Genomic DNA, 24,517 nt, shown 5'->3' with positions numbered 1-24,517 from the left:
CGGGTGCGGTCGGGTCAGTTGTTGCCGCCGGCGCAGGACGCGCCACAACTCGAGTCCGCGCCGTAGCCGCCGGTCGAGAAACTTCGGCCCAGGCGCGGGTTGTACCCCGAGCTCGGGTCGTGGTCCAAGCGCGCGCCGACGACGGGCCCGCGCCGTCGAGGGCCGTCGCCCCGCAGTCGGCGGATCCGTGCGTCGGAGATCCGGAAGACCCCCGTCAACGCGGAGTCGTGCAGGCCGCGGCGGGCGAACAGGGCGGCGGCGCCGATCGCGTCGGGTGGTCCCGCCCGGTCCCAGTCGAGCCGACCCCACTCCTTGCGGGCCCGCCCCAGGCACCGCAGGCCGGCCTCGGTCACCGGCCCCGGGCCCTCGGCGCACAGCGCGAACACGGCCACACCGGCGACCGAGGTCACCGGCACGCCGACCACGATCGCCGTGCCGAGCTTGAACAGGGCCGCGCACCAGACGAGTACGACCGGCACCACCCAACCGGCCGTCAGGGCCCGGCGGGTGAACGGTGTGGGTCGCCGCCGGGCCAGTCCGGCCGCCACGAGCCGACCGGCCGACGCCTCGATCGCCGGGTTCCGGACGGCCGCGAGCCGCAGTTCGGTCAGGTCGGCTCCGCCCTCGACCCCGGCCGCGGTCAGTACCGTGTCCTCGATCGCGACGCCGCCGGCCGGTGCGGTCGCGGTCAGCCGACCGTCGCGGGACACGAGCAGGTCTCCCCGGGCGTGCAGTCGCACGATCGCGGTGTCCACGACCCGCCTCGGACCACCGGCCAGGAACGCGAGTTCGTAGGGTTCGAGCGACTGGGCCCCGACCGGGTCGGCCGCGTGCGCACGCCCGTGCGGGCCGCCGACCAGGACCCGTCGGGTTCGGAGACCGAGCACGATCGTCGCGAGGACCGCGAGCAGGGCGAAGAGGGAGGTCTCCATGATCCAGGTGTACACGCCGATCCGGCACGATCGAACACTCGGCCGGACATCGTGGGCAACTCCCTCACGCTGCATGTCCGTTCCGGCGCCCGGCTGCGGTCCGGCTCACCCCCGCGCGGACCCCGCGGGCCACACCACCCGGACCTCCTTGCCCGCCGCGCGCGCCATGGTGACCAACTCGGCCGTACCGCCCCGGGCGAGGGCGGGCCGGCCGTCCCAGACCGCGAGCAGCACGTCGACCGCCGCCAACAGGGCGTCGTTGGCCGCCGCGTAGGCGTCCTCGTTCGCCCGGCGGAACGGCATCACCCGGACCTCGGCGGCGCCCGCGATCAGCTGCTCGAAACTCGCGCGGTAGGCCGGACCGACCTTGGCGTCGCCGTAGTCGGCCGACGGCAGCAGCGCGACCAGCCTGCCGCCCAGGTCCAGCACCGCGCGCGCGAAGATCGCGTCCGCGCCGGCGGCCAGGCAGCTATAGCCCACGAGTCGGTCCGGCTCGACCTGCGCGAGCTGCTCACGGAGAGCCCGGTCGACCAGCGGCACGGTGGCGGCGGTGATGTTGATGTGGCCCGTGATGCCATAACTCGTCACGTGCTTCCGTCCTGATCGACCCGGTTGAGGGAAGCCCCCATTCTTTGCCCAACCGCCCCGGATTTCAGCCCGAGGCGTCCGATACTCGGAGGACTTCGACAGCGCGGACCCTCGCGGGGGGATGTCGGGAGGCCAGGCGGCCCTCGCGGCGACCGGCGCGTCGGCGCGCACCGGCACCCAGGGAGCGGCATGCAGCGGAGATCTCGTCGAATCGCGGCCGGCGCCTCGGCGTTCGCCCTGGCGGCGACCCTGGCCGCCTGCACCGGCGGGTCGACCCGCCCACCCGCGGCAGCGGCAACTCCGGTGGCCGGGCCGGTGATCTCCGGAGCCCACCCGGCCACGCCCGAGGACTACCCCAAGCCTTCCGGCGCCCCGCCGTGCGATCCGCGCGAGAGTCTCACGCCGCCCGCCGCGCTGCCCGCGCCCGGGAAACCACCCGCCGGGTCCACCATGGACACCATCCATCGGCGCGGGTACCTGATGGTCGGCGTGGATCAGAACACCCGCTTCTTCGGCGAGTTGGACCGGCGCAGCGGGCAGATCAAGGGCTTCGACATCGAGATGGCCAAGGCCCTGGCCCGGGCGGTCTTCGGCGGCGACGACCCGGGGCACATCCGGTACAAGGTGATCACCCAGGCCCAGCGTCCGGAGGTGCTGCGGGCCGGCGAGGTGGACGTGGTGATCGACACGATGACCATCACGTGCGACCGCAAGCTCCAGGTGGCCTTCAGCGGCGACTACTACACCGACGGCCAACGGGTGCTGGTGCGCACCGACTCCGGCGTGCGCGACCTCGCGGACCTGCGCGGCAAACGGGTGTGCACGGTCCGCGGCACCACCTCGATCGTGTTCCTGCGCGACGATCCGGCGGGGGTGTTGCCGTACGCGGTGGAGAACTGGACGGACTGCCTGGTCGCGTTGCAGCAGGGCGAGGTGGACGCGGTCTCGACCACCTCCGCGCTGCTTCGGGGACTTCAGGCCCAGGACTCGGACACCGACGTGGTCGGCCCGGCCTTCAGCGACGAACCGCACGGGATGGCCTTCCCGTTGGCGCACCAGGACTTCGTGCGCTTCGCCAACGGGGTGCTGGAGCAGATGAAGCGGGACGGCTCGTGGCAGCGGTTGTACGACACGTGGTTGGCCGGCCCGCTGGGGCCGCAGTCCCCGCCGCGCGCGAGCTACGTCGGCTGAGCGCTCCCCGCCCGCCGGTCCCGGTGCGGTCGCTCAGTCACCTGCGGGTTCGCCGGTCAGGGTCGGCCGCAGGGTCTCCAGCACGCTCGGATCCTCGATGGTGGAGGGCGGTTCGGGCCGCCTGCCGTCCGCGATGTCGCGCATCGTACGGCGCAGGATCTTGCCCGATCGGGTCTTGGGCAGCGCGGGCACCACGTCCACCCGGCGCAGCGCCGCGACCGCGCCGATGGTCTCCCGGACCCGGAGCACCAACTCGGCCGCCACGTCCGCCGGTTCCCGGTGCACGCCGGCCTTGAGCACGACCAGACCGCGCGGCACCTGGCCCTTGAGTTCGTCGGCCACCCCGATCACCGCGCACTCGGCCACGTCCGGGTGGGCGGCCAGGACCTCCTCCATCGAACCGGTGGACAGCCGGTGGCCGGCGACGTTGATCACGTCGTCGGTGCGGCCCATCACGTAGACGTAGCCGTCCTCGTCCTTGCGTCCGCCGTCGCCGCTGAGGTAGTAGCCGGGATGGGCACCGAGATAGGACGCGATGTAGCGCTCGTCGTCGCCCCACAGCGTGGTCAGCGTGCCGGGCGGCATGGGCAGCTTGAGCACCACCGCGCCGTCCACGCCGGGCGGCACCTCGTTGCCCTGCGGGTCCAGGATCCGCACGTCGTAGCCGGGCACCGGCAGGGTCGGCGAACCGGGTTTGGTCGGGTGTGGTTCCAGGCCCATCGGGTCGGCCACGATCGGCCAACCGGTCTCGGTCTGCCACCAGTTGTCGACCACGGGGATGCCCAGCAGGTCGCCGGCCCAGCGGTAGGTCTCCGGGTCGAGCCGTTCGCCCGCCAGGAACAGCGTGCGCAGCGCGGAGAGGTCGTGTCCGGCGCGCAGTTTCCCGTCCGGGTCCTCCTTCTTGATCGCCCGGAACGCGGTCGGCGCGGTGAACAGCATGGTCGCGCGGTGTTCGGCGGCCACCCGCCAGAACGCGCCCGCGTCCGGGGTGCCGACCGGTTTGCCCTCGTACAGCACGGAGGTGCAGCCGGTGAGCAGCGGCGCGTAGACGATGTACGAATGGCCGACCACCCAGCCGACGTCGGAGGCGGTCCAGCTCACCTCGCCGGGGTGCACGCCGTAGACGTTCTCCATCGACCAGCGCAGCGCGACCGCGTGCCCGCCGTTGTCGCGCACGATGCCCTTGGGCGTCCCGGTGGTGCCGGAGGTGTAGAGGATGTAGAGCGGGTCGGTGGCCGCGACGCTCACGCACTCGGCGGGCTCGGCGCCGGCCATCGCGGTGTCCCAGTCCAGGTCCCGCTCGGTCAACTCGGCGATGAGCTGGGGGCGTTGCAGGATCACCACGTGTTCGGGCCGGTGGCTCGCCTCGGCCAGGGCCGCGTCCACGAGCGGTTTGTAGGCGATGGTCCGGGTCGGCTCGATCCCGCAGGAGGCGGCCACCACGACCTTGGGGCGGGCGTCGTCGATGCGCACCGCCAGTTCGTGCGGGGCGAAGCCGCCGAAGACGACCGAGTGCACCGCGCCGAGCCGGGCGCAGGCCAGCATCGCCACCACGGCCTCGGGCACCATCGGCAGGTAGAGCACCACCCGATCGCCTCGACCCACCCCGAGCCCGCGCAGCACGCCGGCGAATCGTGCGGTCAGGTCGAGCAGTTCGGCGTAGGTCAGGGTGCGCCGCGTCCCGGTCAGCGGTGAGTCGTGGATGATCGCGGCCTGCTCGGCGCGCCCGCCCGCGACGTGCCGGTCCAGCGCGTTGAAACAGGTGTTCAGCGTGCCGTCCGGGAACCATCGGTACAGCGGCGCGGCACTCGCGTCCAACGCGCGGGTGGGCGGCGTCACCCAGTCGATCGCGGCGGCGGCCTCCAACCAGAAGCCGTCCGGATCCTCCAGGCTGCGCCGATGGGCCCACTCGTACGCTCCGCCGGTGTCGCGGCTCATTCGTGGTTCCTCCCGGTAGTCCCCGGGCGGCACCGGGTGACCGTGCCGCCCGCCGGCAGGATCCCGACGCGGCGGCACGAAGTCAAGCCGGCCGTACGAGCGTTCGAGCACGGCCTGTCGAAAGTCGGGTCAGGCCACCGGGTTCAACGTCGCGGTGATGCCGGACACGGTCGGCATCGCGTCCTGTCCGCCCTGTTTGCCGGCGTCGATCGCGGCGTCGAGGTCGTAGCCGTTGCGGGCCCCGAGTTCGTTCTCCACGAGTTGGGACAACAGTTCGTTGGCCGTGCCCTCCAGCGCGGCCACCGCGGGCGCGGTGGCGATCTCGACCACGCGCGCCATGAGTTCCTGTTCGAGTTCCTTGAAGATGCGTTTGACCGCGGTGCGCACGATGCCCACCTCGGCCAGGCCGGCGATCGCGGACAGGCCGAAGGTGAAGGTGGCGGCTGCCGCGGCGGCGGCGATCGCGTCGGCCAGGATGATCAGTTGGGCGATCGCTCTGCCCTTGGCGACCTCGATCACCACCGCCGCCGCGTCCAGCGCCTTGGCGAGCATCCGGGCGCCCTCGGCCAGATCGTGCAGGTGTTCGTTGTTCAGCTTGCCGAAGTGTGCCTCGAACGCCTCGGCGGCCATCCCGCTGGTGCCGGACAGGATCCAGGCCGCGCCGTTCTTCCCGTCGGCTCTGGCCTCGTCGATCTCGTCGGCGAACTCGCGGTACGCCTGGGCCAGTTCCTTGAACTCGTCCTCGTCCAGGTTGGGCCAGTCGACGCCGATGACGTCCAACGCCGTGTCCAGATAGCCCGGTATGGTGATGCCCACAATCGACCCCCGTCGTCGTCGCGCACGCCCGAACCGGAGGGCGTGCCGTATCGACGTTACGCCGGTTCCGGTTCCGCTACCTCGATTCGGGGCATCGTCGCGCGGCATCCTCGGGCCGGATCCCGCAAGCGGCCGAGTCCGGTCAAAATGCAGGGTGTTCCAGTCGCAGGCCGACCACGCCCGTGGCCATGCCGAGCACGACGTATCCCTGCACCGACACCGCGATCCCGGTCACCGGCGCACCCAGGTTCAGGTCGACGGCCGTGTCGTCGTCGGGGCGGCGCAGCCGGACCAGGCCGTCCGCCCAGGCCGCCGCGATCAGCAGGCCCTCGGTGGTCTGTTCGCAGGCGAGCGCGGTCACCGGGCTCGCCCGTGTGTCGAGCGCGTCCGTCGCGGGCTCCGCGCCCGGGCTCCACATCCGTACCCGGCCGTCCCGCCCGCCGCTGATCAGCAGGGGTGGTTCGCCCTCGGCGCCGGTGCGCACCGCCGCGAGCGCGGTGACCGGGCCGGTGTGCAGCGGCGCGGACAACACCCCACGCGGCGGTGGTTCGCCGCCCGGCACGCTCGGCGGCGAGCCGTGGCACCAGACACCGCCGTCGGCGTCGCCGACCGCCGGCAGCGGGTGCGCGCACAGCACGGTCAGCGCGGCCCCGCACGTGTTGACCAGTCGTTGGAAAGCGGCCTCCAGCGCGCCGCGCGGGCCGTGGTAGGCGGCGTCCAGGACGTCCACGCCGCCCCACCGGTTCAAGGTGGTGACCCGGCCGCCGTAGGTGCTCGCGAGCGCGCGCAGCGGGGTGGGGCCGAAGCCGGCGACAACGCGGCCGGCGATCGTGCCGTCGGCGCCGACGACGGTCCGGATCACCCCGGTGTCGTCGGCCAGCAACACCCGTCCGGCCAGGCCGCCGCGGCCGGCGGTCGCCGCCAGGACCGGTCCCGGCCAGCGGTCCGGGCGGTGGCTGTCGCCGTCGCCCCAGCGGGCCCACTCGGCCCGCCAGCCCGGCGAGGTGGATCGTGCGACGAGCGTGCGCGCGGCGGCGTCGTCGCGGCCGAGTCGGTGCACCGCGAGCAGGGCCGCGCGGGCCGCCGGCGCGGGTTGGCCGAGCAGCGTGCCGAACGCGCCGCGGAACGCGGCCTGGGCCGGGTGGGCCCACTGCCCGGTGGCCACCAGCGCGCCCGCCACCGTCTGCGGCCGGGCCAACGCCTGCACGACCGGGTCGGCGGCCAACGCGGCGGCGTCGCCGATCCGCACGCTGTGCGCCAGGATCGCCGAGACCCGCTCCTCGCCCGCGTCGTAGAGTCCGGCGAGGTCGGTGATGCCCGCGTCCGCCGCGTGCCGCAGCGCGGCGTGTACCCGGGTCGGCCGGTCGGGATCGGCGCTCTCCGGGCGTTGCCCGCGCACGAACTCGGCGAGCGGCCCGGCCGGCAGCGCCCACGTGTCGCCGCCCTCGAACACCGCGGGCAACACGCGCGTCGCGTGTGCGATCGTCGCGGCGGCCCACTCGCGATCCGCCGCCGGGTGGAGCGTGGTCAGCGCCTGTTCCCACGCGGGCGCCGAGAGCGGCAGGTCGAGCCCGGACAACACCGCCACGGCCGAGCGCACGTCCTCGGGCAGCGTCGCCCACCAGGCCCGATGGATGCGCTGCGCGCGCTCCGGCAGGCCGGCCGGCGCGCCCCCGTCGGGCACCGCGGGCAACCGCGACCTGTCCACGCGGGCGGCCAGTCGGGCCAGTCCGGGATGCGGAAAGGCGGCCTCGGCGCCGAACGGCGAGGTCGGTGCCGCGCCGATGGCGAGTTCGGCGTACCAGCGCTCGAACCGGCCGGGGTGGGTCCAGCGGGGTTCGTCCAGGTTCAACGTGGCGGGCGCGGCGACGGCGGTGAACGCGGCCCGGGTGTCCGCGCGGGCGCACTCCACCAGGATTCGCACGTGCGGCAGTTCGAGCAGCGGGTCGAGCAACTCGGCGACGATCCGGGCACCTTCGCCGGGAAGGCCGGGCCCGCCGGCGTGGTCCGGGTCGGCGATCGCGATCACCGTGCGCCGGGGGTCGAGCGCCAGCGCGGCGATCAGTCGGCGCGGGGTGTGGGCGGCCACGCCCAGGTGGGCGGCCAGTTCCGCGACGACGCCGGGCAGGGTGAGGCCGCCGGCCGGTACGAACGCGTGCAACCGGCGCGCGGGCGGTGTGGCCTCGCCGGCGGTGGCTGCGTACAGCCAGGCCAGCAGGTGCGACTTGCCCGAACCCGACGAGCCGCCGACCAGGCACAGGCGGGGCGAGCGTTCGTCGTCCAGCCAGCCCAGCAGCGCACGGGCGGCCAGGTGTCGGCCCGCGCCCATGTGCGGCAGTCGATGCCCGTCGTTGTCGACCACGGTGTCCGTCCCCCGATTCGTGGTGCGCGCTGCCCGGTCAGCGATTGCCCGCCTGCTCCGCGACGTGTGTCATCAGGGCCCGGACGCCGTCCTCCCGCGACTGCGCGCTCTCCCCGTAGCCGAAGCTGTGGGTGAACTCGGCGGCGGGGAACATCCGGCCCATCCACAGCGCACAGTAGTGGCCGGGCATCAGGCACGGTTCCAACTCGCAGTACACCCGCAGGACGTCCTCGGCCGGCACTCCCCCGGCCGACAGGCGGTACCACAGCAGTTCCTCGGGATGCGGCAGTCCCGGGCGGGACACCTCGGTCACGATCTGCTTGCTCCCGTCCGCGTCCAGGATCTCGAACGCGGCCGAGCCGGCGATGTTCAACGGGAGTCGCACATCGTCGAGCACCCTGGGCCACCACGCCTCGCGCTCGGCGAACGCGGCCGGGTCGAGCGCGAGCAGTTCCTCGCGCAACGCGCGAAACAGCGGGAAGCCCTCGGCCGGTTCGTCCACGGCGGCGATCCGGGGCAGCGCCTGATCGAGCGTCAGCAGCCCGGCGGCGAACGCCTCCACGTCGCTTGCCACGGGCATCTCCGGCAGATCGACCCCCAGGAACAGGGCCCGGACCGACCCGTCGGCGGCGACGTAGAGTTCCGCGCCCTGATCGGTGCCCAACCGAACCCGCTCGCGCACCGCGGGATCGGGCAGCGACTCCCCCACCGAGTCGGCGAACGCCCCCATCGTCGGCGGGTGTTCGTCCTCCGCGCCGAGGAAGTACGCGCCCACCTGGACGGGCAACGGCACACCGGCGAGCTGCGTCGAGCCGAAAAAGCGCAGTCCGTCCCGACCGAAGCGCTGATGAAGGGCGGCGGAGAGGTCAGAGTTCATGGTGTTGCGAGTATCCCTCCTGCGACGGCGGGCCCGGGCCGCGGTTCGATGTCCGCGCGGTCAACGCAGCGGATAGAGACCGTCGACATACCCACCGAAATAGGTGATCCACAGGCTTTCCCCGCGATACGGAATCGGATCGAGCGGTTCGATCCGGGCCCGGATCGAGTCCGCGACGCGCCGGTACTCCGCATTGCCGGGCCCCGTGCTCCCGGGTTCGGTACGCGGGGTTTCCCGCCACAGCAGACCCAGCATGGTGCACAACGAGGAGAGGTCGCCGTTGATCTCGCAGTATTGCGAGCCGCCGTCCGCGAAGGCGTGCAGCCGGCCGGTTTCGAGCTGGAGGAAGACGTACCACTGCTGGATTCCGCCGAGCACCAGCACCGGACCGATCCCGTCGAGTTCGGGCAGGTCGACCCCCTCGTCCGGGTCGCCGAGGTCGAGCAGGCGCGACGCCTGCGCGCCCGGTTCGCCGGCCAACGCGGGGGCGATCTGGAACAACCCCTGCGGCAGACCCACCTCGCACAGGAAGTCCAGATCCTCGACTCGCCCCGGGACCTCGGCGAGTTCGGCCCGCGAGGCGCGCACCACCCGGCCCTGGGGGAAGACCTCCAGCAGCCCGTTGCGGTCGATGTCGAAGATCATGAATCAGCTCCGGCGCATGCCTACGGATATTGGTACGTGTATACACCGGCCAGTGGGCCGGTGTTGCCCGCGCGGTGCTGCTGTTGCAGGTCGTGCATGTACAGGTTGAACGGGCCGTTGCGGTCCGCGCCGTCGAGCCGTCGCGAATCGAAGTCGGCGACGTGGCTCACCTCCAACGGCGCGTTTCGGCCGCTGCCGTTGAGGTGCATGTCCACCCAGATGTCGCATCCCGCGCCACCGGTCCTGGGGAACGGTTGGCACGGTGCCCGTTCGGTGTAGAGCCGGGTCACGTCGTTCTGCATGCCGTTGTGCACCATCGGCAGGCCGATGGCCCGCTCGGAATGGCCGCCGTTGTTGCCGCTGCTGCCGACCAGGATGAAATCGCCGCCGCGCCCGGAGGGGTCCCGGTAATACAGCGAGGCGTAGTTGTTGCCGCCGTAGTCGTTCTGGGCCCGGCGCACGTCCTCGACGGCCTGCGACAGGTCGGTGGGTTGTTGCAGCGGCCTGGACTGCACCGGGGTACGCGGGGCGGCATTCCCGGTGTCGTCCTGCTCCGCCTTCGCGTACTTGTCGTAGCGGCCCTTGCCGCCCGGTACCGGCACCCGTTTCGGCTTGCCGCGCGGGGTGACCTCGGGTTTGCCGTCCTTGTCCGTCTTGATGTTCACCTTGATCGTGCCGTCCGGATTCAGCACCCGGTCGATCCCGGAATTTCCGCCTCCGGGCTGCACCGGGACCAGTTTCCCGTTGACCAGTTGGTGAACCCGGCCGTCCTCGTCGACGAAGTAGACCGGCGTTCGACCCGTTCCGGGCGGATTCCCGCCGGAACCGGCCGGGCCCTTGCCGTCGCCGGAGCCGGGCTGCTTCGGGTCCGGGCCCTCGATCCGCTTCCCGAACCGCTTGAGGTTCGCCTCCTCGGTCGCGGCCGTGCGTCCGGCACTCGTGCGCACGTTGCCGGCGGTCTTGGCGACGGCCTGCTGGAGCGCGCCGCCGGCCCGGGAATGGCCGGTGGACAACGGCTCGAAGACCTTGCCGAAGGTCTGGCCCAGGCCGTCCTTGTTCCAGAACGCGCCCTTGGCCTGGAGGACGCCGCTCAGCTTGGCGTGCGCGGCCTCGATCCGGGCGGCGGAGGCGTCGATGCCCCGGGCGCCGGACTCGACGTGTTCCGGGACGTGCTTGAAGCCGTTGCTGCCGGTGGGCGGCGGGCCGACCGGTTTGCCGCCGGGGGTGCCGCCGGCGTCACCGGGTGGGCCGCCGGGCTTGCCCGAGGTGTCGGTGCCGTCGGGCCGCTTGGGGGCCCTGGGCACGGTCGCCGGCGCGTCCCCCGGTTTCGATGCGCCGGGCCGGTCGTGTCCGCCGCCCGAATCGCCGCCCTTCGGGCCGGTCTTGGTCTTGCTCATCGCCGATCGCCTCCCCGTAGGCTTCGCGCGCGCTCGACGCTTCGGGAGGGGCGGGTGCTACCGCCGCGGTGCGCGCGTGCGCGGCCCACGCGTGGATCGGGCCGCCGCACGAACTACCCCCGTAGTGACCGAACGACGCAACAAAACTACGTTCGCGGTCCGGGTCGGGCCAACCGGGTTCGAGTCAAGTAAGGCAAAGGGCAGGGAAGTTCGCGGGTCCTCCGGTTTCCGCGAGTGACCCGCGACCGACCTCGGCGCAACGCGTTCCGGCACGATGCGCTCGGGCGCGACCCGGGCGGCCGGGAGGTGTTCCCGGGCCCCGGTCCGCGCCCGTCGGCAGGTCCCTCGACTACCAGGCGCCGCCCGCGACTTGCCGCGTGGCGAGGTTGATCCGGTTCCAGACGTTGACCGTTGCGATGGACAGCAGGAGCGCGCCGAGTTGCTGCTCGTCGTAGTGCTCGGCGGCCTGGGCGTAGATCGCGTCCGGGATCGGGTCGCTCGTGTCGGCGACCCGGGTGACCGCCTCGGTCAGCGCGAGGGCCGCGCGTTCGGCGTCGTTGAAGTAGGGGGCGTCGCGCCACCCGGCGACGGTGTCGATGCGCTCGTCCGACTCGCCGCTCTTGCGCAGGTCACGGGCGTGCATGTGGACACAGACGCTACAGCCGTTGATCTGACTCGCCCGGAGGTTGGCCAGTTCGAGGGTGACCTTCGGAACCCCGGCCTGGGCGGTGGCGGCCCCGAGGGCCATCAGCGCCTTCATCGCGCCGGGAACGACCATCGCGGGGTTGCCCATACGTGCTTCCATGACTGCTCCTCTGGAGGTGGTCCCACCGGCGGCCGATCTCCGCCTCCGCCGGCTGCGGGCCCTTGTCGCGGGCCTACACAGCACTGACGGACCCCGGCGCGAATGTGTGACACCGGATCGAAAAAGAATCTCGGCCGAGATTTTCGCCCCCCGATGACGAGGCGGCCGGGTCTCACCATCGCCCCGGCTCCGAGGCCGGCCGGGCCGGCACGACCACCTCCGGGGCCTCGATCGACAACCGGGGCAGCCGCCGGTCGACCCGGGCCGGCAACCACCGGTTCGACCTGCTCAGCGGGTGCGTCACCGCCCTGATCAGGATCCTGCGCGGCACGAGCGCGTCGAGGGCGACGGCCGCGGTAGGACCCACGCCGAACTCCGCGATCACCCGGCGCCCACCGAGGACGAAGGCCACGAGGACCGCGATCATGATCGCGGCGCCCAGTCCCATCCAGGTCAGCGGTATGGCGGCGCGCTCGCCCTGTCGGCAGACCGCGCCGAAGCGCAGCCCGGACACCCCGACCCCGGCCGTCGCCACGACCGCGGCCCACATCGTGGTCCGCCGCGAACTCGCCACGGCCAGGCCGTACGCGGCGATCATCGGCACGAGCAGCAACAACGAGCGGTACCCGCCCAGGGCGATGAAGATCGCCATGCCGAGCGAGGTCCCGCCCGACACCGCGTCCACCACCGCCGGATGCTCCCACCCCGCCCGCGTCGGGTGGTTCACGCCCGCACGGGACGCGCCGGCACCCGGCCGCCCCGACCCGTGCAGGTCCCAGCCCGCCGCTGCCGCGCCCGGTAGCCGCCCGATCCGTCGAACCTCGTGGCTACAGGCGGTCGTACCAGCCTGGGTGGCTGTTGTGCAGGGCGGCCAGGGCCAGGACGATGCGGGCGTCGACGTGGCCGGGGGGCAGTTCGTAGGAGTCGGTCGTGCCGACGCTGCCCAGGTATTCGAACACCCGGGTGCCGTCGTGGCGCCAGATCGTGCGCAGCGGCAGCCGCGGCGCTTTGCCGCCGAGGACGGCCACGGCCATCATCAGGCCCCACAACGGGGACAGCGCCCACCAGGCGATCCAGCCGAACGTGGTGCCCTTGGCCGCGTGCAGCGTGGGGCCCTGGGCCGGGCGGATCGTCCAGGAGGTGCGGCGCAGTCGGCGAATGCTGCCCTGTTCGCGATGCACCGTGGCCAGGTGCTCGCCCGCCGGCCCGGTGATGCTGTAGACCGCGTAGTCGCCGGCGGTCGAATACGTGCCCACCGCGGCCATTCGATGGCGGCGGGCCCGGTCGGCCCACAGGATCAGGTGGCGGGAGGGAGAGCTGCCCATGTCGTCGGTGGGCCCGGTCTCGATGTAGGCGACGTCCTCGTAGTGTCGTTCGCCCTGTGGGCGGACCCGGACGATCGGGCCGACCCACGTGTGTTCGGGAACGTCCCTGGCTTCATCAGCCTGGAGCGCGCGGCGTACCTCGATTGCGGCACCCGCGCCGGTGTGAAGCGCGACGGTCATGTGCGTCCAGAGTTTCGGTAAACGGCCGGTCTGAACAGCAGGGTAGACAGCCTGGCGACTTCGTGGGGAGCGAGGGAGCCACAAGATCGGCACAGCACGGACCGACCGGTCGGCGCAGGCCGGTCCGGTCGGTCCGATGTCGTCATGTCCGGGCGGTTGTCGGGGATTTACCCGCGCTGATCCGGGTCGATGGCGAAGTCCGCGCGGTGCTCCAGGGCCCAGGTGCGGAAGTCGCGACCGGGCTTGCCGGTGATCGCCTCGGTGGTGCCGGACACCGGTTCGGGATCGACGGCGGCCGCCCACAGGTCCAGCAGCGCGTCGGCGTAGCCGGCGTCCATGTAGGGGGTCAGTCCGGCGAATGCCCGGTCGCGGGTGACCTCGACGAACGGCAGGTCGCGGCCCAGGACATCGGCCAGGATCGCGATCTGCTCGACGAAGGACAACGATTGCGGGCCGTTGAGGTCGAGCGTCTCGCCGAGGTGGTCGCCGGCCACCAGCACCGCGGTGGCCACGTCGGCGATGTCGTCCTCGTGGATCGGGGCGACCTGGGCGTTCGGGTACGGCAGTTCGATCTTGCCGCTGCCCATCAGCCGGTACTTCCAGCCGATCGCGTTGGTGGCGAACGCGCCGGGGCGCAGCACCGTGTACGGGATTCCGGACTCGGCGACCGCGACCTCGACCGTGTGGTGGCTCGCCGCGAGCGGACTGCTCTGCGGGTCGGGGGTGTTCGTCGCGGACGAGGACAGCAGCACGATGTGCCGAATGTCGGCGGCCCGGGCGGCCTCGACGAAGGCGGTGATGCCGGCGGCCTCGGCGTAGAGGAAGACGCTGGTGATGCCGCGCAACACCGCTGCGGCGTTGTCGGGTTCGCGGAGCGAGAGGCGCACGGCTTCGACACCGGCGGGGGGTTCGAGTTCGGTCGGGTCGCTGCCGGCGATCCGGACCGAGTGGCCGGCCGCGAGGAGGCGGGTGACGACTCCGCGCGCGACGCGGCCGCGGGCTCCGGTGACGAGGATGCTCATGGTGACTCGTTTCCTTGTCGGGTCGGGTTTCGTGGACCGTGCCGGGTGGACTCGGCCGGTCGGGGCGGGGCTTCGGCCGGTGAGGGGCCTTCGGGTGGACCGGGCGGCCTTCGGGCCGGCTCGGTGCGGCGACCGGCACCGGCCGCCGTGCGGACTCATCCCTCGTGCGGCCTGGCGTGCCGAGGGAGCAGGAATACCAGGCCGCCGGCGAGCAGGCCCAGGCCGGCCACCGCCAGGGCTCCGGTGGCCATCGCGGCGGAGGCGGTGTGGTGTTCGGCGAGTTGGAAGAACAAGGTGGTGATGCCGGCCGCGCCGAGCGCGCCGGCGAGTTGTTGCATCGCGGACAACGAGCCGGAGGCGCTGCCCAGTTCGTGCTCGGCGACACCGGCCAGGATCACGTCGAACAGCGGTGCGAACACGGCGCCCATGCCGAGGCCGGCGACGAACAGTGGGGCGATCAGGTCGACGCCGGTCGTGTGCGAACCGAAGTGGGCGACCACGGCCGCGAGGCAGACCAGGCCGACCAGGTGCACGCCGACACCGATCAGGAGCAGGTTGCGGCCGAGCCTGGCCATCACCTGGAAACCGGCGATGGAGGCGACCACGATGCCGACCGCGATCGGGGCGAGGGTGAGACCGGCTTCGAGCGCGCCGTAGTGCAGGTGCAGTTGCAGGAACAGGGACGTGATCAGCATGAATCCGGTGGTGCCGGCGAAGAAGGCGAGGCCGAAGAGCATGCCGGACTTGTACGCGCGGTTGCGCAGCAGCGTGGCCTCGATCAGCGAGTGCGGGCTGCGGCGCTCGCGCAGGATGAATCCGGCGAAGGTGGCGAAGCCGGCGGCGAGGCAACCGAAGGACCACAGCGGCCAGTCGGCTTCGGGGCCCTGGATGAGCGGCAGGATGATCAGCGTGGAGGCCGCGGTCAGCAGTGTGGCGGCGACGAGGTCGATCCGCACGGCGGGGTTCGGGGCGTCCCGGGGGATGTAGCGCAGGCCCCCGAGCACGGCGGCGAGACCGAGCGGGACGTTCATCAGGAAGATCAGCCGCCAGCCGGTACCGAACAGGTCGAGGTGGATGAGCGAGCCGGCCAGGATCGGGCCGCCGACTGCGGACAGGCCGAGCACCGGGCCGAAGGCGGCGAACGCCTTGCCGGTCTCGGCGGGCGGGAAGACCGACTTGAGGATGCCGAAGCCCTGCGGGATCAGCAGGGCGCCGAAGGCTCCCTGGGCGATCCGGGCGGCGACCAGCAGTTCCGGCGAGGGGGACAGCGCGCAGAGCAGGGACGCCACGGCGAAGCCGCCGGCGCCGAGCAGGAACAATCGGCGTCTGCCCCAGCGGTCGCCGAGTCTGCCGCCGACCACCAGCAACACGCCGAACGCGAGCGTGTATCCGGCGGCGAGCCACTGCAACAGCGCGGCGCCGCCGCCGAGATCGGCCCGGACGGAGGGGCCGGCGACGTTGGTCACGGTGCTGTCGAGCAGGTCCATCACCTCGGCGACGAGCACGATCGCCAGGATCCGCCACCGCCGGGCGTATCCGGCGGGGTGCGGGGCCTCGACGGCGGGAGTGGTGTCGGGCGAGTCGGCGGTGGCGGTGAGGGTCATCGGTACTCCTCGGTCGGGACGACGCGGCCTCGGACGAGGCGATGGCGTGCGGTGCGGTGCAGTGCAGTGCGGTGCGGTGAGGTGCGAGTGCGTTCGGCGAGCCATGTTCGTTACGAACGTCGTTCGTTACGAACAATGTACGTAGCGAACAGCGTTCCGTCAACGCGTATACTCGGGGCATGGCGAAATCACCCGGCGAACCGCGACCGTCCACCCCCGCTACGCCGGTCAGTCGGCGGACCCGACCGGCCAAGGCCGCACTCAGCGCGGACGCGCTGGTCTCCGCCGCGCTGGCGATCCTGGACGCGGACGGCCTGGAGGCGGTGACCATGCGCCGGGTCGCGCAGGCGCTGGACACCGGCGCCGCCTCGCTCTACGTGTACGTGGCCAACCGCGACGAGCTGCTCGCGTTGGTCTACGACCGGGTGCTCGGCGAGATCGCGCTGCCGACGGTGGCCGCGGTCGGCGAGCCGTTCCCGCACTGGCGCGCCGAGCTGCGCACGCTGATCCGCACGGCGATCACCGTGCTGGGCGCACATCGCAAGATCGCCGGCGTGGCCCTGGGCGACGTACCGACCGGCCCCAACGCGCTCGCGCTGGCCGAGGCCATCCTGGGGCTGCTGGCCGGCGCGGGCATCGACGACCCGACCCGCTCACTGGCCCTGGATCTGATCAACCTGCACATCACCGCGGCGGCGGTCGAGGAATCGGCGTACGCCGACAAGGCCGGCGAGGGGCAGAGCGAGGAGAGCGCGGTCGCGGCGATGGACGAGACGTTCGGGCGGTTGTCCGCGGCGGACTACCCGCACCTGGTCTCGATGCGCGACACGTTGACGGCCGGCTCCGGCGACGAACGCGACGCGTGGGGCATCGAAGTCCTGCTCAACGGCATCCTGGCCACCCCGGCACACGGCTGACCCACCCCGAGTCGCACCCAGACCGCCCGCGACGGCGCCGAGCGACGATCTCCGGTATAGCTGTCGGGTCGTCAGATGTCTCCGACCCGAGGATCGCCCGTGTCCGCTGCCTGGTCCCTCGCCCTGCTCCTGGGCGGGATCGTGCTCCTGGGCGCGTCGGTGCAACGCCTCACCGGCATGGGCTTCGCGCTGGTCGCGGCGCCCGGTCTGGTGCTGTTGCTCGGCCCGGCCCAGGGCGTGGTGTTGTGCAACGGCGGCGCGGGCGTGATCAGCGCGATCGGGCTGGCCGCCTCGTGGCGCCGGGTCCGGCTCGCCGCGATGGTGCCGCTGGTGGTCGCGGCGGCGTGCACCGTACCGCTCGGCTCGTGGGTGGCCGCCCGGCTGCCCGAGCCGTGGCTGCTCGCGGGCATCGGCGCGGCGGTGTGCGTGGCCGTCGGCTCGGTCATGCTCGGCGTGCGAATACCCGCCCTGCGCGCCCGCAGGGGCGCCGTGGTGGCCGGCGCCGCGAGCGGCTTCATGAACTCCTCGGCCGGCGTCGGCGGCCCCGCGGTGTCCCTGTACGCACTCAACGCGGGTTGGACCGTCGCCGAGTTCGTGCCCAACGCCCAGTTCTACGGCGTCGTGGTGAACGCCTTCTCGCTCGCCGCCAAGTCGCCCCCACACCTGAGCGCCCCGGCCTGGACCGGCATCGGCACAGCCCTGCTCGCCGGCGCCGCGCTCGGCCGGGTCCTCGCCGCCCACACCCCCGAACGCCAAGCCAAACGCGCCGTGCAATGGCTGGCCCTGGCCGGCGGCGCCGTCACCCTCGCCAAGGGCCTGTACACCCTGTGACCCCGACCCGTGCCGAACCCGGGGCGGGGGAAAGCACACAGCGCCGATCCGGTGTCGTGTGCGCGTCCCGTGTGGGCAGATCATCAGAATGACGGTCATGGAAGATCTTGCCGAATCCGAGTCCGTGGCTTCGTCTCGTTCGGGACCGGGGGGTGTGGTGCGTACCGCGGCGGAGTTGACGAAGCTGCGTGGGGTGCGGCGGATGAAGGTGATCGCCACCGGGTTCCTGGTGTTCGCGATCGTGTTGTACGTGCTCGCGCGCTGGGCCGAGGCGCGTGGAGCCGGGGCCTGGGCCGGATATGTGCAGGCGGCGGCGGAGGCCGGGATGGTCGGTGCGATGGCCGACTGGTTCGCGGTGACCGCGTTGTTCCGCCGGCCGCTGGGGCTGCCGATTCCGCACACCGCGATCATTCCGACCCGCAAGGACGCGCTGGGCCGCAATCTCGGCGAGTTCGTCGGGGAGAACTTCCTCTCCGACGCGGTGGTGCGGCAACGACTGAGCCGGATGGAGGTCTCCCGCCGCGCCGGCACCTGGCTGGCCGCCCCCGGGCACGCCGAGCGGGTCACCGACCAACTGGGCGCGCTGGCCCGCGCGGCGTTGACCGTGCTGCGCGACGAGGACGTGCAGAGCGTGTTCGGCCAGGCGATCACCCGTCGGGTCTCCGCCCAGGCGGTGGCCCAGCCGATCGGCGAACTGCTCGACCGGCTGGTGCGCGACGGCGCGCATCGGGGCCTGGTCGACCTGGTCGCGACGAAGGCGCACGACTGGCTGGAGCAACATCGCGAGTCGGTGCTGCGGGTGGTCAACGAGGAGTCCCCCGGCTGGTCGCCGCGCTTCCTGGACCGGCAGATCGCCAACAAGGTGCACCGCGAACTGGTCCGGTTCGCGGGCGCGGTGCGCGACGACCCGGGCCACCCGGCCCGACTCGCGGTGGACAACTTCCTCGCCGAGGTGGCCCGCGACCTCCAGCACGATCCGGCGATGATCGCCCAGATAGAGCGGCTGCGGGACCGCACCATCGCGCACCCGGCGGTCCAGGAGCTGATCGCGTCGGTGTGGAGCGCCGCCCGGACGATGCTGGTCGAGGCCACCGAGGACCCGGACAGCGAACTGCGCAACCGGGTCACCACCGCCGTGCGTTCACTGGCCGGCCGGCTGGCCGAGGACCCGCGCGTGCGGGGCAAGGCGGATCGATGGATCGAGCAGGCCGCCGTCTACGTGGTGACCACCTACCGCGACGAGATCACCGCGCTGATCACCGACACCGTCGGCGCCTGGGATCCCAAGGAGACCAGCCGCAAGATCGAGATCAACGTCGGGCGCGACCTCCAGTTCATCCGGATCAACGGCACCGTCGTCGGCGCTCTGGTCGGCCTGCTGATCCACACCCTGACCGAAGTGCTGAGCTGAGCCCCGGCCCGCCGGATCCGCCGCGGCACCCGACTACCCGGACAGCTCCTCGGCGCGCGCCTTGGCCGCCCGCAGGTCCACCTTGCCCGCCGCCGTGCGCGGGATCGACTCGACGAAGTGGATGCGCTTGGGCGTCTTGTAGCCCGCGATCATGGTCCGGGCGTGGGCGGTGATCGCCTCCGCCGCCGGCGCGGCACCCGCGCGCAGCACCACGAGCGCGGTGACCGCCTGGCCGAAGCGCGGGTCCGGGACGCCGACCACGACCGCGTCGAACACGTCCGCGTGCGTCTTGAGCGCGCCCTCCACCTCGTCCGGATAGACCTTCTCGCCGCCGGTGTTGATGGTCGCGCTGCCGCGCCCGAGCAGGATGATGCCGCCGTCCTTCTCCAGTTGCGCGAAGTCGCCCGGCAACACCCAACGGCGTCCGTCCGCGTCCTTGACGAAGGTGGCCCGGGTCTTCTCGTCGTCGCCGTGATAGCCCAGCGGGATGTGCCCGCTGACGGCCAGTCGGCCGACGTCGCCGGAGCCCGGCTCGACCGGCACCAGGCGATCGTCGAGCACCGTCGTGGTCGCCGACGAGGCGAACCGCGTCGCGCTGCCCGGTCCGCCGGTCTGCCGTGCCGCGGCGCCCGTCTCGGACGCGCCGAAGCTGTCGATCACGAAGACGCCGGCCTGCTCCAGAGCGGTGCGCACCGCCGTGCTCATCGGCGCCCCGCCGTTGCTGATCGCCTTGAGCGCGGACAGGTCGTAGGTGTCCGGATTGGCCGCGAGCCAGTCCGCCAGCGGCCTGCCCATGCCGTCGCCGACCACCGACATCGACAGCGCCCGCTCCCGGGCCGCGAGCGCCATCACGGTGTCGGCGTCGAAGCTGCGCCCGGTCCACATCAGGTAGGTGTTGCCCATGTAGAAGGTGTTCCACATCGACCACTGCCCGCCGCCGTGCATCATCGGCGCCAGACCAAGCGTGGTCATCCCGGCCGACTCCCGAACCGTGTCGCCGAGTTCGTCCGGCGTGCGCAGCTTGGGCCGAGCACCGCGACCGGCCTGCAGGGCCGCGAAGAAGATGTCCTCGCCGCGCCACAGCACACACTTGGGCATGCCGGTGGTCCCGCCCGTGTACAGGCCGTACAGGTCGTCCTCGCTGCGCGCGCCGAAGCCGCGTTCCGGCGAGGCCGCCGCGAGCGCGTCCTCGTAGGCCACCATGCCCTCGATCGACTCGGTCGAGCCGTCCTCCAGGATCACCACGTGGCGCAGCGCCGGGAAGTCGGCCCGGATCGCCCGCGTCGCACCCGCGAAGGATCGCTCCGCGATCACCGCGACCATGCCCGAGTTCTCGTACAGGTAGCGCAACTCCGCCTCGACATAGCGGTAGTTGATGTTGATCGGCACGGCCCGCGCCTTGTAGCACCCGATCATCGCCTCGACCCACTCGGCGCGGTTCCACGCGTGGATCCCGACGAAGTCGCCGGGCTCGATCCCGGCCTCGATCAGGTGGTGGGCGACCCGGTTGGCCCGCGCGTCGAGGCCGCGATAGGTCGTGCGCACCTCGCCCGCGATCAGCGCGGTGCGGTCGGGAATCGCGTCCACCACGACCTCGAAGAGGTCGGCGAGGTTGAACGACGGGCTGACGGGCGTCATGGTCGGCTCCCACGGCGGATGTACGGGTGCCTCCGAAGCGGGATCCCAGGCACGGATCCGATCCGGGGCGAAGCAGGGTCGGGTCAACTTACCCTTGACTCGATCAAAAGAATAGCTTCGCGATGATCCGGCAAAGCCCTGTCCGGGCTCCCCTCCCAAGCGGTACTTTCTCGCCACGAAAGTCCCGAATCGCCGGCGCCGCCGCATCGCGCGGCCGGGCCGGCCCGGACACCCGCACGCTCACGAAGACCCGCGCGTCCAGGCACGGCACGCACCGAGTTCCGGGGGAGACATGCGCGTTCTGGGGGGACGGTACGAACTGGCCCAGTCCGTCGGCCACGGCGGCATGGGCGTGGTCTGGCGCGGTGTCGACCGCGAACTGGGCCGCACCGTCGCGGTCAAGGTGTTGCCCGCCGAGCTGACCCGGCAACAGGAGTTCCGGGACCGGTTCCGGCGCGAGGCCCGCACCGTCGCCGCGCTCTCGCACCCGGGCGTGGCGACGTTGTACGACGTCGGCGAGGACACCACCGACGGCGAGCCGACGCCGTTCCTGGTGCTGGAGTTCGTCGACGGTCGCACGCTCGCCGAGGCGCTGCACGAGGGCCCGCTGCCGATCAACCGCACCGTGTCGATCGCCCGGGACGTCGCGGACGCGCTGGTGCACAGCCACGGCCACGGCGTCGTGCACCGCGACCTCAAACCGGCCAACATCATGCTGACCTCGTCCGGCGGCGTGAAGGTGCTCGACTTCGGCATCGCCAAGGTGCTCGCGGAGACCACGACCCGGCTCACCGCGACCGGGATGACCGTGGGCACCCCCGCCTACCTGTCCCCGGAGCAGATCGAGGGCCGGGACGTGGACGCCCGCACCGATCTGTACTCGCTGGGTGCGTTGATCTACGAACTGCTCACCGGACGGCCGCCGTTCCTGGCCGACTCGCCGTTCGCGGTGATGCACCAGCACCTGTCGAAGCCGCCGACCCCGCCGTCCGCGATGCGCCCGCAGGTGCCCGAGGACTTGGACGCGCTGGTGTTGCGCCTGCTCGCCAAGCACCCCGACGACCGCTTTCCGACCGCGAGTCGGTTGCTGGGCGCGCTGGAGGAGATCCGGGCCCGATCCACCGCGAGCGCGCCCGCCCCCGACACCGCCCGCAACCCGAACGCGGCCCACCAGGCGAGGCGACCGGCCGAACCCGCGCCGATCCCGGACACCGCCGGCCACCGGCCGCCCGCCCCGGCCCCGCCCACGCAGGGTCCGCCCGCACCGGAGCCACCCCGGATGCCGGGCCTCGCCGCCTCCGCCGGCTCGGCGCCACTGCGCTCCGCCGGCGGCCCGTGGGCGATCCGGTTCCGGCTCAGCGGCGACGGCCTGCTCGCGGTGGCCGGTGGCGCGTTGCTCGCGGGCACGTGGCTGAGCGTGACCCCGGAGGGGTTCAAGGGCTTCAATTACCTGTGCCTGGCCGCCGCCGCGCTCGCCGCCGCCGCGCTGCCGTGGTCGGCGCGACTGGCGGTGGTGCTGGTGTGGGGGCCGCTCGCCGTGTTGGCCGCGGCCCTGTTCGCGCCGCCCTACCGCCACAGCCATCGACGGCAGGCGTTCTCCGCCTACGGCGACTCCGACTACTGGAGCGCGCGCGATCTCGGCAGCCAGGAGTTCGCCGCGATCGCGCCGTTCGTGCTGCTCGCACTGCTCTTTTTGGTCGCGTTCCTGCGCCGCCGCGACACTCCCGGCCTCTACATCGCGGCGTTTTGGCTGTTCGCCGCCCTGACCGGCTGGTCGTGTGCGTCGCTGACCAACGGGAAGCTGATCCTCACCCTGTGGATCGTGCTCGGCGTGTTGGCCTCGATCGAGCTCGTCGGCGAGGTCCGGGCCCGGCGGGTACCGGCGTCGGCGCCGAGATTGCCCCGGCATCCGACGCAACCCCGATGACCACTCGTGCGTCGACATGATGAGGACCCGCCGGGGGATTGCCGTCCCTGACCCGGCGGGCCCGTTTCATGCCGAAGTCTTCCGATGGCACATCAGGTGCCCTTGAACTCCGGGGTCTTCTTCTCCGCGAAGGCTCGCGGACCGATCTTCGCGTCGTCGCTCATGAACACCCACATGCCGATCTGCGACTCCAGCTTGAACGCATCTTCCTCGGTCAACTGGTCGGTTTCACGCAGAACGCGCAGGACCGCCTGAACCGCGATCGGACCGTTGGCCGCGATCTGGTGGGCGATCTCCTTCGCCTTCTCCAGTGCGCCGCCATCCGGCACGACGTGCCCGATCAAACCGAGCTCCTTGGCTTCGGGCGCCTTGATGTGGCGGCCCGTCAGCAGCAGGTCGGCGGCGACAGTGTACGGAATCTGACGGCGCAGGCGCACCGCCGACCCGCCGAGCGGGAACAGGCCCCAGCGGACCTCGGATACGCCGAAGCGCGCCGACTCGCCGGCCACCCGGATGTCGGTGGCCTGAAGGATCTCGGTGCCGCCGGCGATGGCGGGCCCCTCGATCGCGGCGATCAAGGGCTTGGTGAGGGTGAAGCCCTTGAGACACCACTTCATCACGGACATGTCCATGCCCGGCTTGCCGTCGCCGCCCTTGAACGCGTCGCCCGGCGCGCGCCGGCTCATCGCCTTCAGATCGGCACCCGCGCAGAACGCGCCGCCGGCTCCGGTGAGGATGGCGACCCGGATCTCCGGGTTGTCGTTGACCTCGTCCCAGGCGGCCTCCAGGATCTCGATCATCTCGCCGGTGACCGCGTTGCGGGCCTGGGGCCGGTTCATCGTGATGATCAGGACGTGGCCGTCCCGTTCGACCAGGGCGTGGGGTTCGCTCATGTCTGTTCGTCTCCAGGAATCACAGGGGTACGGCGCCGGTACGGCCGGGCCGAGGGCGGGCTCGGACGGGCCGGTTCAGGCGAACTCGCCCGCGGCCGTGGCGGCGAAGCCGGCGCCGATCCGCAGCGCCTGCTCGGTCGCGCCGCCGAGCGAGAGTTCGATCTGCTTGGCGTGGTTGAAGTAACGGTGCACGAAGTGCTCCTCGGCCACGCCCATGCCGCCGTGCACGTGGACGGCCGCGTGCGCGACGCGGTGTCCGCCGTCGGCCGCCCAGAACTTCGCGGTCGCGATCGCCTCGGCCGCGTCCAGCCCCTCGGCCTCCTGCCACGCGGCCTGCCACGTGGTCAGCCGGATGCCCTCGACGTCGATGTAGGCGTCGGCGAGGCGATGCCCCACCGCCTGGAAGGAACCGATCGGGCGCTTGAACTGCACCCGCTCGCTCGCGTACTTCGCGCTCTCGCGCATCGCCTTCTCGGTCACCCCGAGCTGGGTCGCGCACAGCGCCAGGGTGGCCCGGTCGCGCAGCTCGCGGGCCGCGTCGGGGCCGCCGAGCGGGATGCCCGCGGCGTGCTCCAGGGTGACCAGGCCGGCGATCTCCTTGGCGGTGGTGAGCTGGGCCTCGACCCGGACACCGGCGGCCTTGGGGTCGACCAGGAACACGCCGCCGTGCCCCGCCACGTCCGCGGACACCAGCAGCAGGTCCGCCACGGTCGCCACCGGCACCCCGGTCTTGACCCCGTCCAGGTACCAGACCCCGTCCGTGTGCACCGCCGTGGTGACGGGCGTGGCGCCGTCCCGACCGAACGGCTCGGCGAGCGCGTAGGTCAGGATCTTCGTACCGTCCACGGCGCCCGGCAGCCAGGCCGCCTTCTGCTCGTCGGTGCCCAACCGGTTCAGCATCGAGGCGGCGACCGCGATCGAGGGCCCGAACGGCACCGGCGCCAGGGTGCGGCCGACCTGCTCCAGGATCAGGCACTGCTCGAAGACGCCGTAGCCCGAGCCGCCGAACTCCTCCGGCAGGCCGATCCCGAGCAGGTTGGCCTTGGCCAGCTCCGCCCACAGGTCGCGGTCCAGGCGCGGTTCGCCGTCCTGCTCGACCCGCTTGTCCAGCGCCGTGAGCGCCTCGTGGGTGACCCGCTCGCCGAGGATCCGCCCCGCCAGGCCCACCAGGTCCTGCTGTTCTTCCGTGTAACCGAAGTCCATTTCACCTGTCCTTGT

Annotated in this window: 21 protein-coding genes; 5 read left to right on the top strand and 16 right to left on the bottom strand. The window is 72.3% G+C overall.

What is annotated here, in order from left to right; all coding sequences use genetic code 11:
- Nucleotides 1–14: 14 nt before the first annotated feature.
- Both ABZ374_RS11055 and ABZ374_RS11050 read right to left on the bottom strand, forming a co-directional pair.
- Entirely contained in the window at nucleotides 15–932 is a 918-nt protein-coding gene (locus tag ABZ374_RS11055) for a TIGR04222 domain-containing membrane protein (RefSeq protein WP_360309357.1), read from the bottom strand.
- Between the two features lie 105 nt (nucleotides 933–1,037).
- Nucleotides 1,038–1,520, bottom strand: coding sequence for a hypothetical protein (locus tag ABZ374_RS11050; RefSeq protein WP_360309355.1), 483 nt, complete (start codon nucleotides 1,518–1,520; stop codon nucleotides 1,038–1,040).
- Between the two features lie 189 nt (nucleotides 1,521–1,709).
- Here ABZ374_RS11050 and ABZ374_RS11045 point away from each other — a divergent pair, with 189 nt between their 5' ends.
- On the top strand, nucleotides 1,710–2,711 hold the full coding sequence (locus tag ABZ374_RS11045; protein WP_360309353.1) for a glutamate ABC transporter substrate-binding protein: 1,002 nt from the start codon (nucleotides 1,710–1,712) through the stop codon (nucleotides 2,709–2,711).
- A gap of 33 nt (nucleotides 2,712–2,744) precedes the next feature.
- On the opposite strand, the gene ABZ374_RS11040 is transcribed toward ABZ374_RS11045, so the two are convergent.
- The 11 genes from ABZ374_RS11040 to ABZ374_RS10990 form a co-directional block, all read right to left on the bottom strand.
- Nucleotides 2,745–4,649, bottom strand: coding sequence for a propionyl-CoA synthetase (locus ABZ374_RS11040; RefSeq protein WP_360309351.1), 1,905 nt, complete (start codon nucleotides 4,647–4,649; stop codon nucleotides 2,745–2,747).
- 129 nt (nucleotides 4,650–4,778) lie between these two features.
- Nucleotides 4,779–5,465: a hypothetical protein gene (locus ABZ374_RS11035; protein ID WP_360309349.1), complete on the bottom strand. Its 687-nt coding sequence runs from the start codon at nucleotides 5,463–5,465 to the stop codon at nucleotides 4,779–4,781.
- Nucleotides 5,466–5,607: 142 nt separating this feature from the next.
- Entirely contained in the window at nucleotides 5,608–7,827 is a 2,220-nt protein-coding gene (locus ABZ374_RS11030; RefSeq protein WP_360309347.1) for a hypothetical protein, read from the bottom strand.
- Between the two features lie 37 nt (nucleotides 7,828–7,864).
- Nucleotides 7,865–8,704, bottom strand: a complete 840-nt coding sequence (locus tag ABZ374_RS11025) for a nucleic acid/nucleotide deaminase domain-containing protein (protein ID WP_360309345.1) — start codon at nucleotides 8,702–8,704, stop codon at nucleotides 7,865–7,867.
- A 60-nt stretch (nucleotides 8,705–8,764) separates the two neighbouring features.
- Nucleotides 8,765–9,349, bottom strand: a complete 585-nt coding sequence (locus ABZ374_RS11020) for an SUKH-4 family immunity protein (protein ID WP_360309343.1) — start codon at nucleotides 9,347–9,349, stop codon at nucleotides 8,765–8,767.
- Nucleotides 9,350–9,369: 20 nt separating this feature from the next.
- A complete protein-coding gene (locus tag ABZ374_RS11015; RefSeq protein ID WP_360309341.1) occupies nucleotides 9,370–10,746 on the bottom strand; it encodes a hypothetical protein in 1,377 nt (458 codons plus the stop codon).
- A gap of 349 nt (nucleotides 10,747–11,095) precedes the next feature.
- Nucleotides 11,096–11,551: a carboxymuconolactone decarboxylase family protein gene (locus ABZ374_RS11010; protein ID WP_360309339.1), complete on the bottom strand. Its 456-nt coding sequence runs from the start codon at nucleotides 11,549–11,551 to the stop codon at nucleotides 11,096–11,098.
- A gap of 172 nt (nucleotides 11,552–11,723) precedes the next feature.
- Complete coding sequence (locus ABZ374_RS11005) at nucleotides 11,724–12,278, bottom strand: hypothetical protein (protein WP_360309337.1); 555 nt, start codon at nucleotides 12,276–12,278, stop codon at nucleotides 11,724–11,726.
- Nucleotides 12,279–12,378: 100 nt separating this feature from the next.
- Entirely contained in the window at nucleotides 12,379–13,056 is a 678-nt protein-coding gene (locus tag ABZ374_RS11000) for a hypothetical protein (protein ID WP_360309335.1), read from the bottom strand.
- Nucleotides 13,057–13,223: 167 nt separating this feature from the next.
- Nucleotides 13,224–14,078, bottom strand: a complete 855-nt coding sequence (locus tag ABZ374_RS10995; protein ID WP_360309333.1) for an NAD(P)H-binding protein — start codon at nucleotides 14,076–14,078, stop codon at nucleotides 13,224–13,226.
- A 155-nt stretch (nucleotides 14,079–14,233) separates the two neighbouring features.
- A complete protein-coding gene (locus ABZ374_RS10990; protein ID WP_360309331.1) occupies nucleotides 14,234–15,682 on the bottom strand; it encodes an MFS transporter in 1,449 nt (482 codons plus the stop codon).
- 179 nt (nucleotides 15,683–15,861) lie between these two features.
- Here ABZ374_RS10990 and ABZ374_RS10985 point away from each other — a divergent pair, with 179 nt between their 5' ends.
- The 3 genes from ABZ374_RS10985 to ABZ374_RS10975 all read left to right on the top strand — a co-directional run bounded on the left by ABZ374_RS10985 (nucleotide 15,862) and on the right by ABZ374_RS10975 (nucleotide 18,841).
- A complete protein-coding gene (locus ABZ374_RS10985; protein WP_360309329.1) occupies nucleotides 15,862–16,599 on the top strand; it encodes a TetR/AcrR family transcriptional regulator in 738 nt (245 codons plus the stop codon).
- Nucleotides 16,600–16,698: 99 nt separating this feature from the next.
- On the top strand, nucleotides 16,699–17,430 hold the full coding sequence (locus ABZ374_RS10980) for a sulfite exporter TauE/SafE family protein (protein WP_360309327.1): 732 nt from the start codon (nucleotides 16,699–16,701) through the stop codon (nucleotides 17,428–17,430).
- Between the two features lie 202 nt (nucleotides 17,431–17,632).
- Entirely contained in the window at nucleotides 17,633–18,841 is a 1,209-nt protein-coding gene (locus ABZ374_RS10975; RefSeq protein ID WP_360309595.1) for a DUF445 domain-containing protein, read from the top strand.
- Nucleotides 18,842–18,874: 33 nt separating this feature from the next.
- Here the strand turns inward: ABZ374_RS10975 and ABZ374_RS10970 are convergent, their stop codons facing one another.
- The gene (locus tag ABZ374_RS10970; protein ID WP_360309325.1) at nucleotides 18,875–20,479 is read right to left on the bottom strand and encodes an acyl-CoA synthetase; all 1,605 of its coding nucleotides are present in this window, start codon (nucleotides 20,477–20,479) and stop codon (nucleotides 18,875–18,877) included.
- A 292-nt stretch (nucleotides 20,480–20,771) separates the two neighbouring features.
- On the opposite strand from ABZ374_RS10970, the gene ABZ374_RS10965 reads away from it, so the two are divergent.
- Complete coding sequence (locus ABZ374_RS10965; RefSeq protein WP_360309323.1) at nucleotides 20,772–22,406, top strand: protein kinase; 1,635 nt, start codon at nucleotides 20,772–20,774, stop codon at nucleotides 22,404–22,406.
- Nucleotides 22,407–22,498: 92 nt separating this feature from the next.
- On the opposite strand, the gene ABZ374_RS10960 is transcribed toward ABZ374_RS10965, so the two are convergent.
- Both ABZ374_RS10960 and ABZ374_RS10955 read right to left on the bottom strand, forming a co-directional pair.
- Complete coding sequence (locus ABZ374_RS10960; protein WP_360309321.1) at nucleotides 22,499–23,299, bottom strand: crotonase/enoyl-CoA hydratase family protein; 801 nt, start codon at nucleotides 23,297–23,299, stop codon at nucleotides 22,499–22,501.
- Between the two features lie 75 nt (nucleotides 23,300–23,374).
- Nucleotides 23,375–24,502 carry an acyl-CoA dehydrogenase family protein gene (locus ABZ374_RS10955; protein WP_360309319.1) on the bottom strand — a complete coding sequence of 376 codons (1,128 nt, stop codon included), beginning with the start codon at nucleotides 24,500–24,502 and terminating at the stop codon, nucleotides 23,375–23,377.
- Nucleotides 24,503–24,517 lie beyond the last annotated feature (15 nt).

The sequence above is a fragment of the Embleya sp. NPDC005971 genome, from assembly GCF_040629175.1.
Classification (GTDB): Bacteria; Actinomycetota; Actinomycetes; order Streptomycetales; family Streptomycetaceae; genus Embleya.
This window is presented reverse-complemented; position numbering and strand designations above follow the sequence as displayed.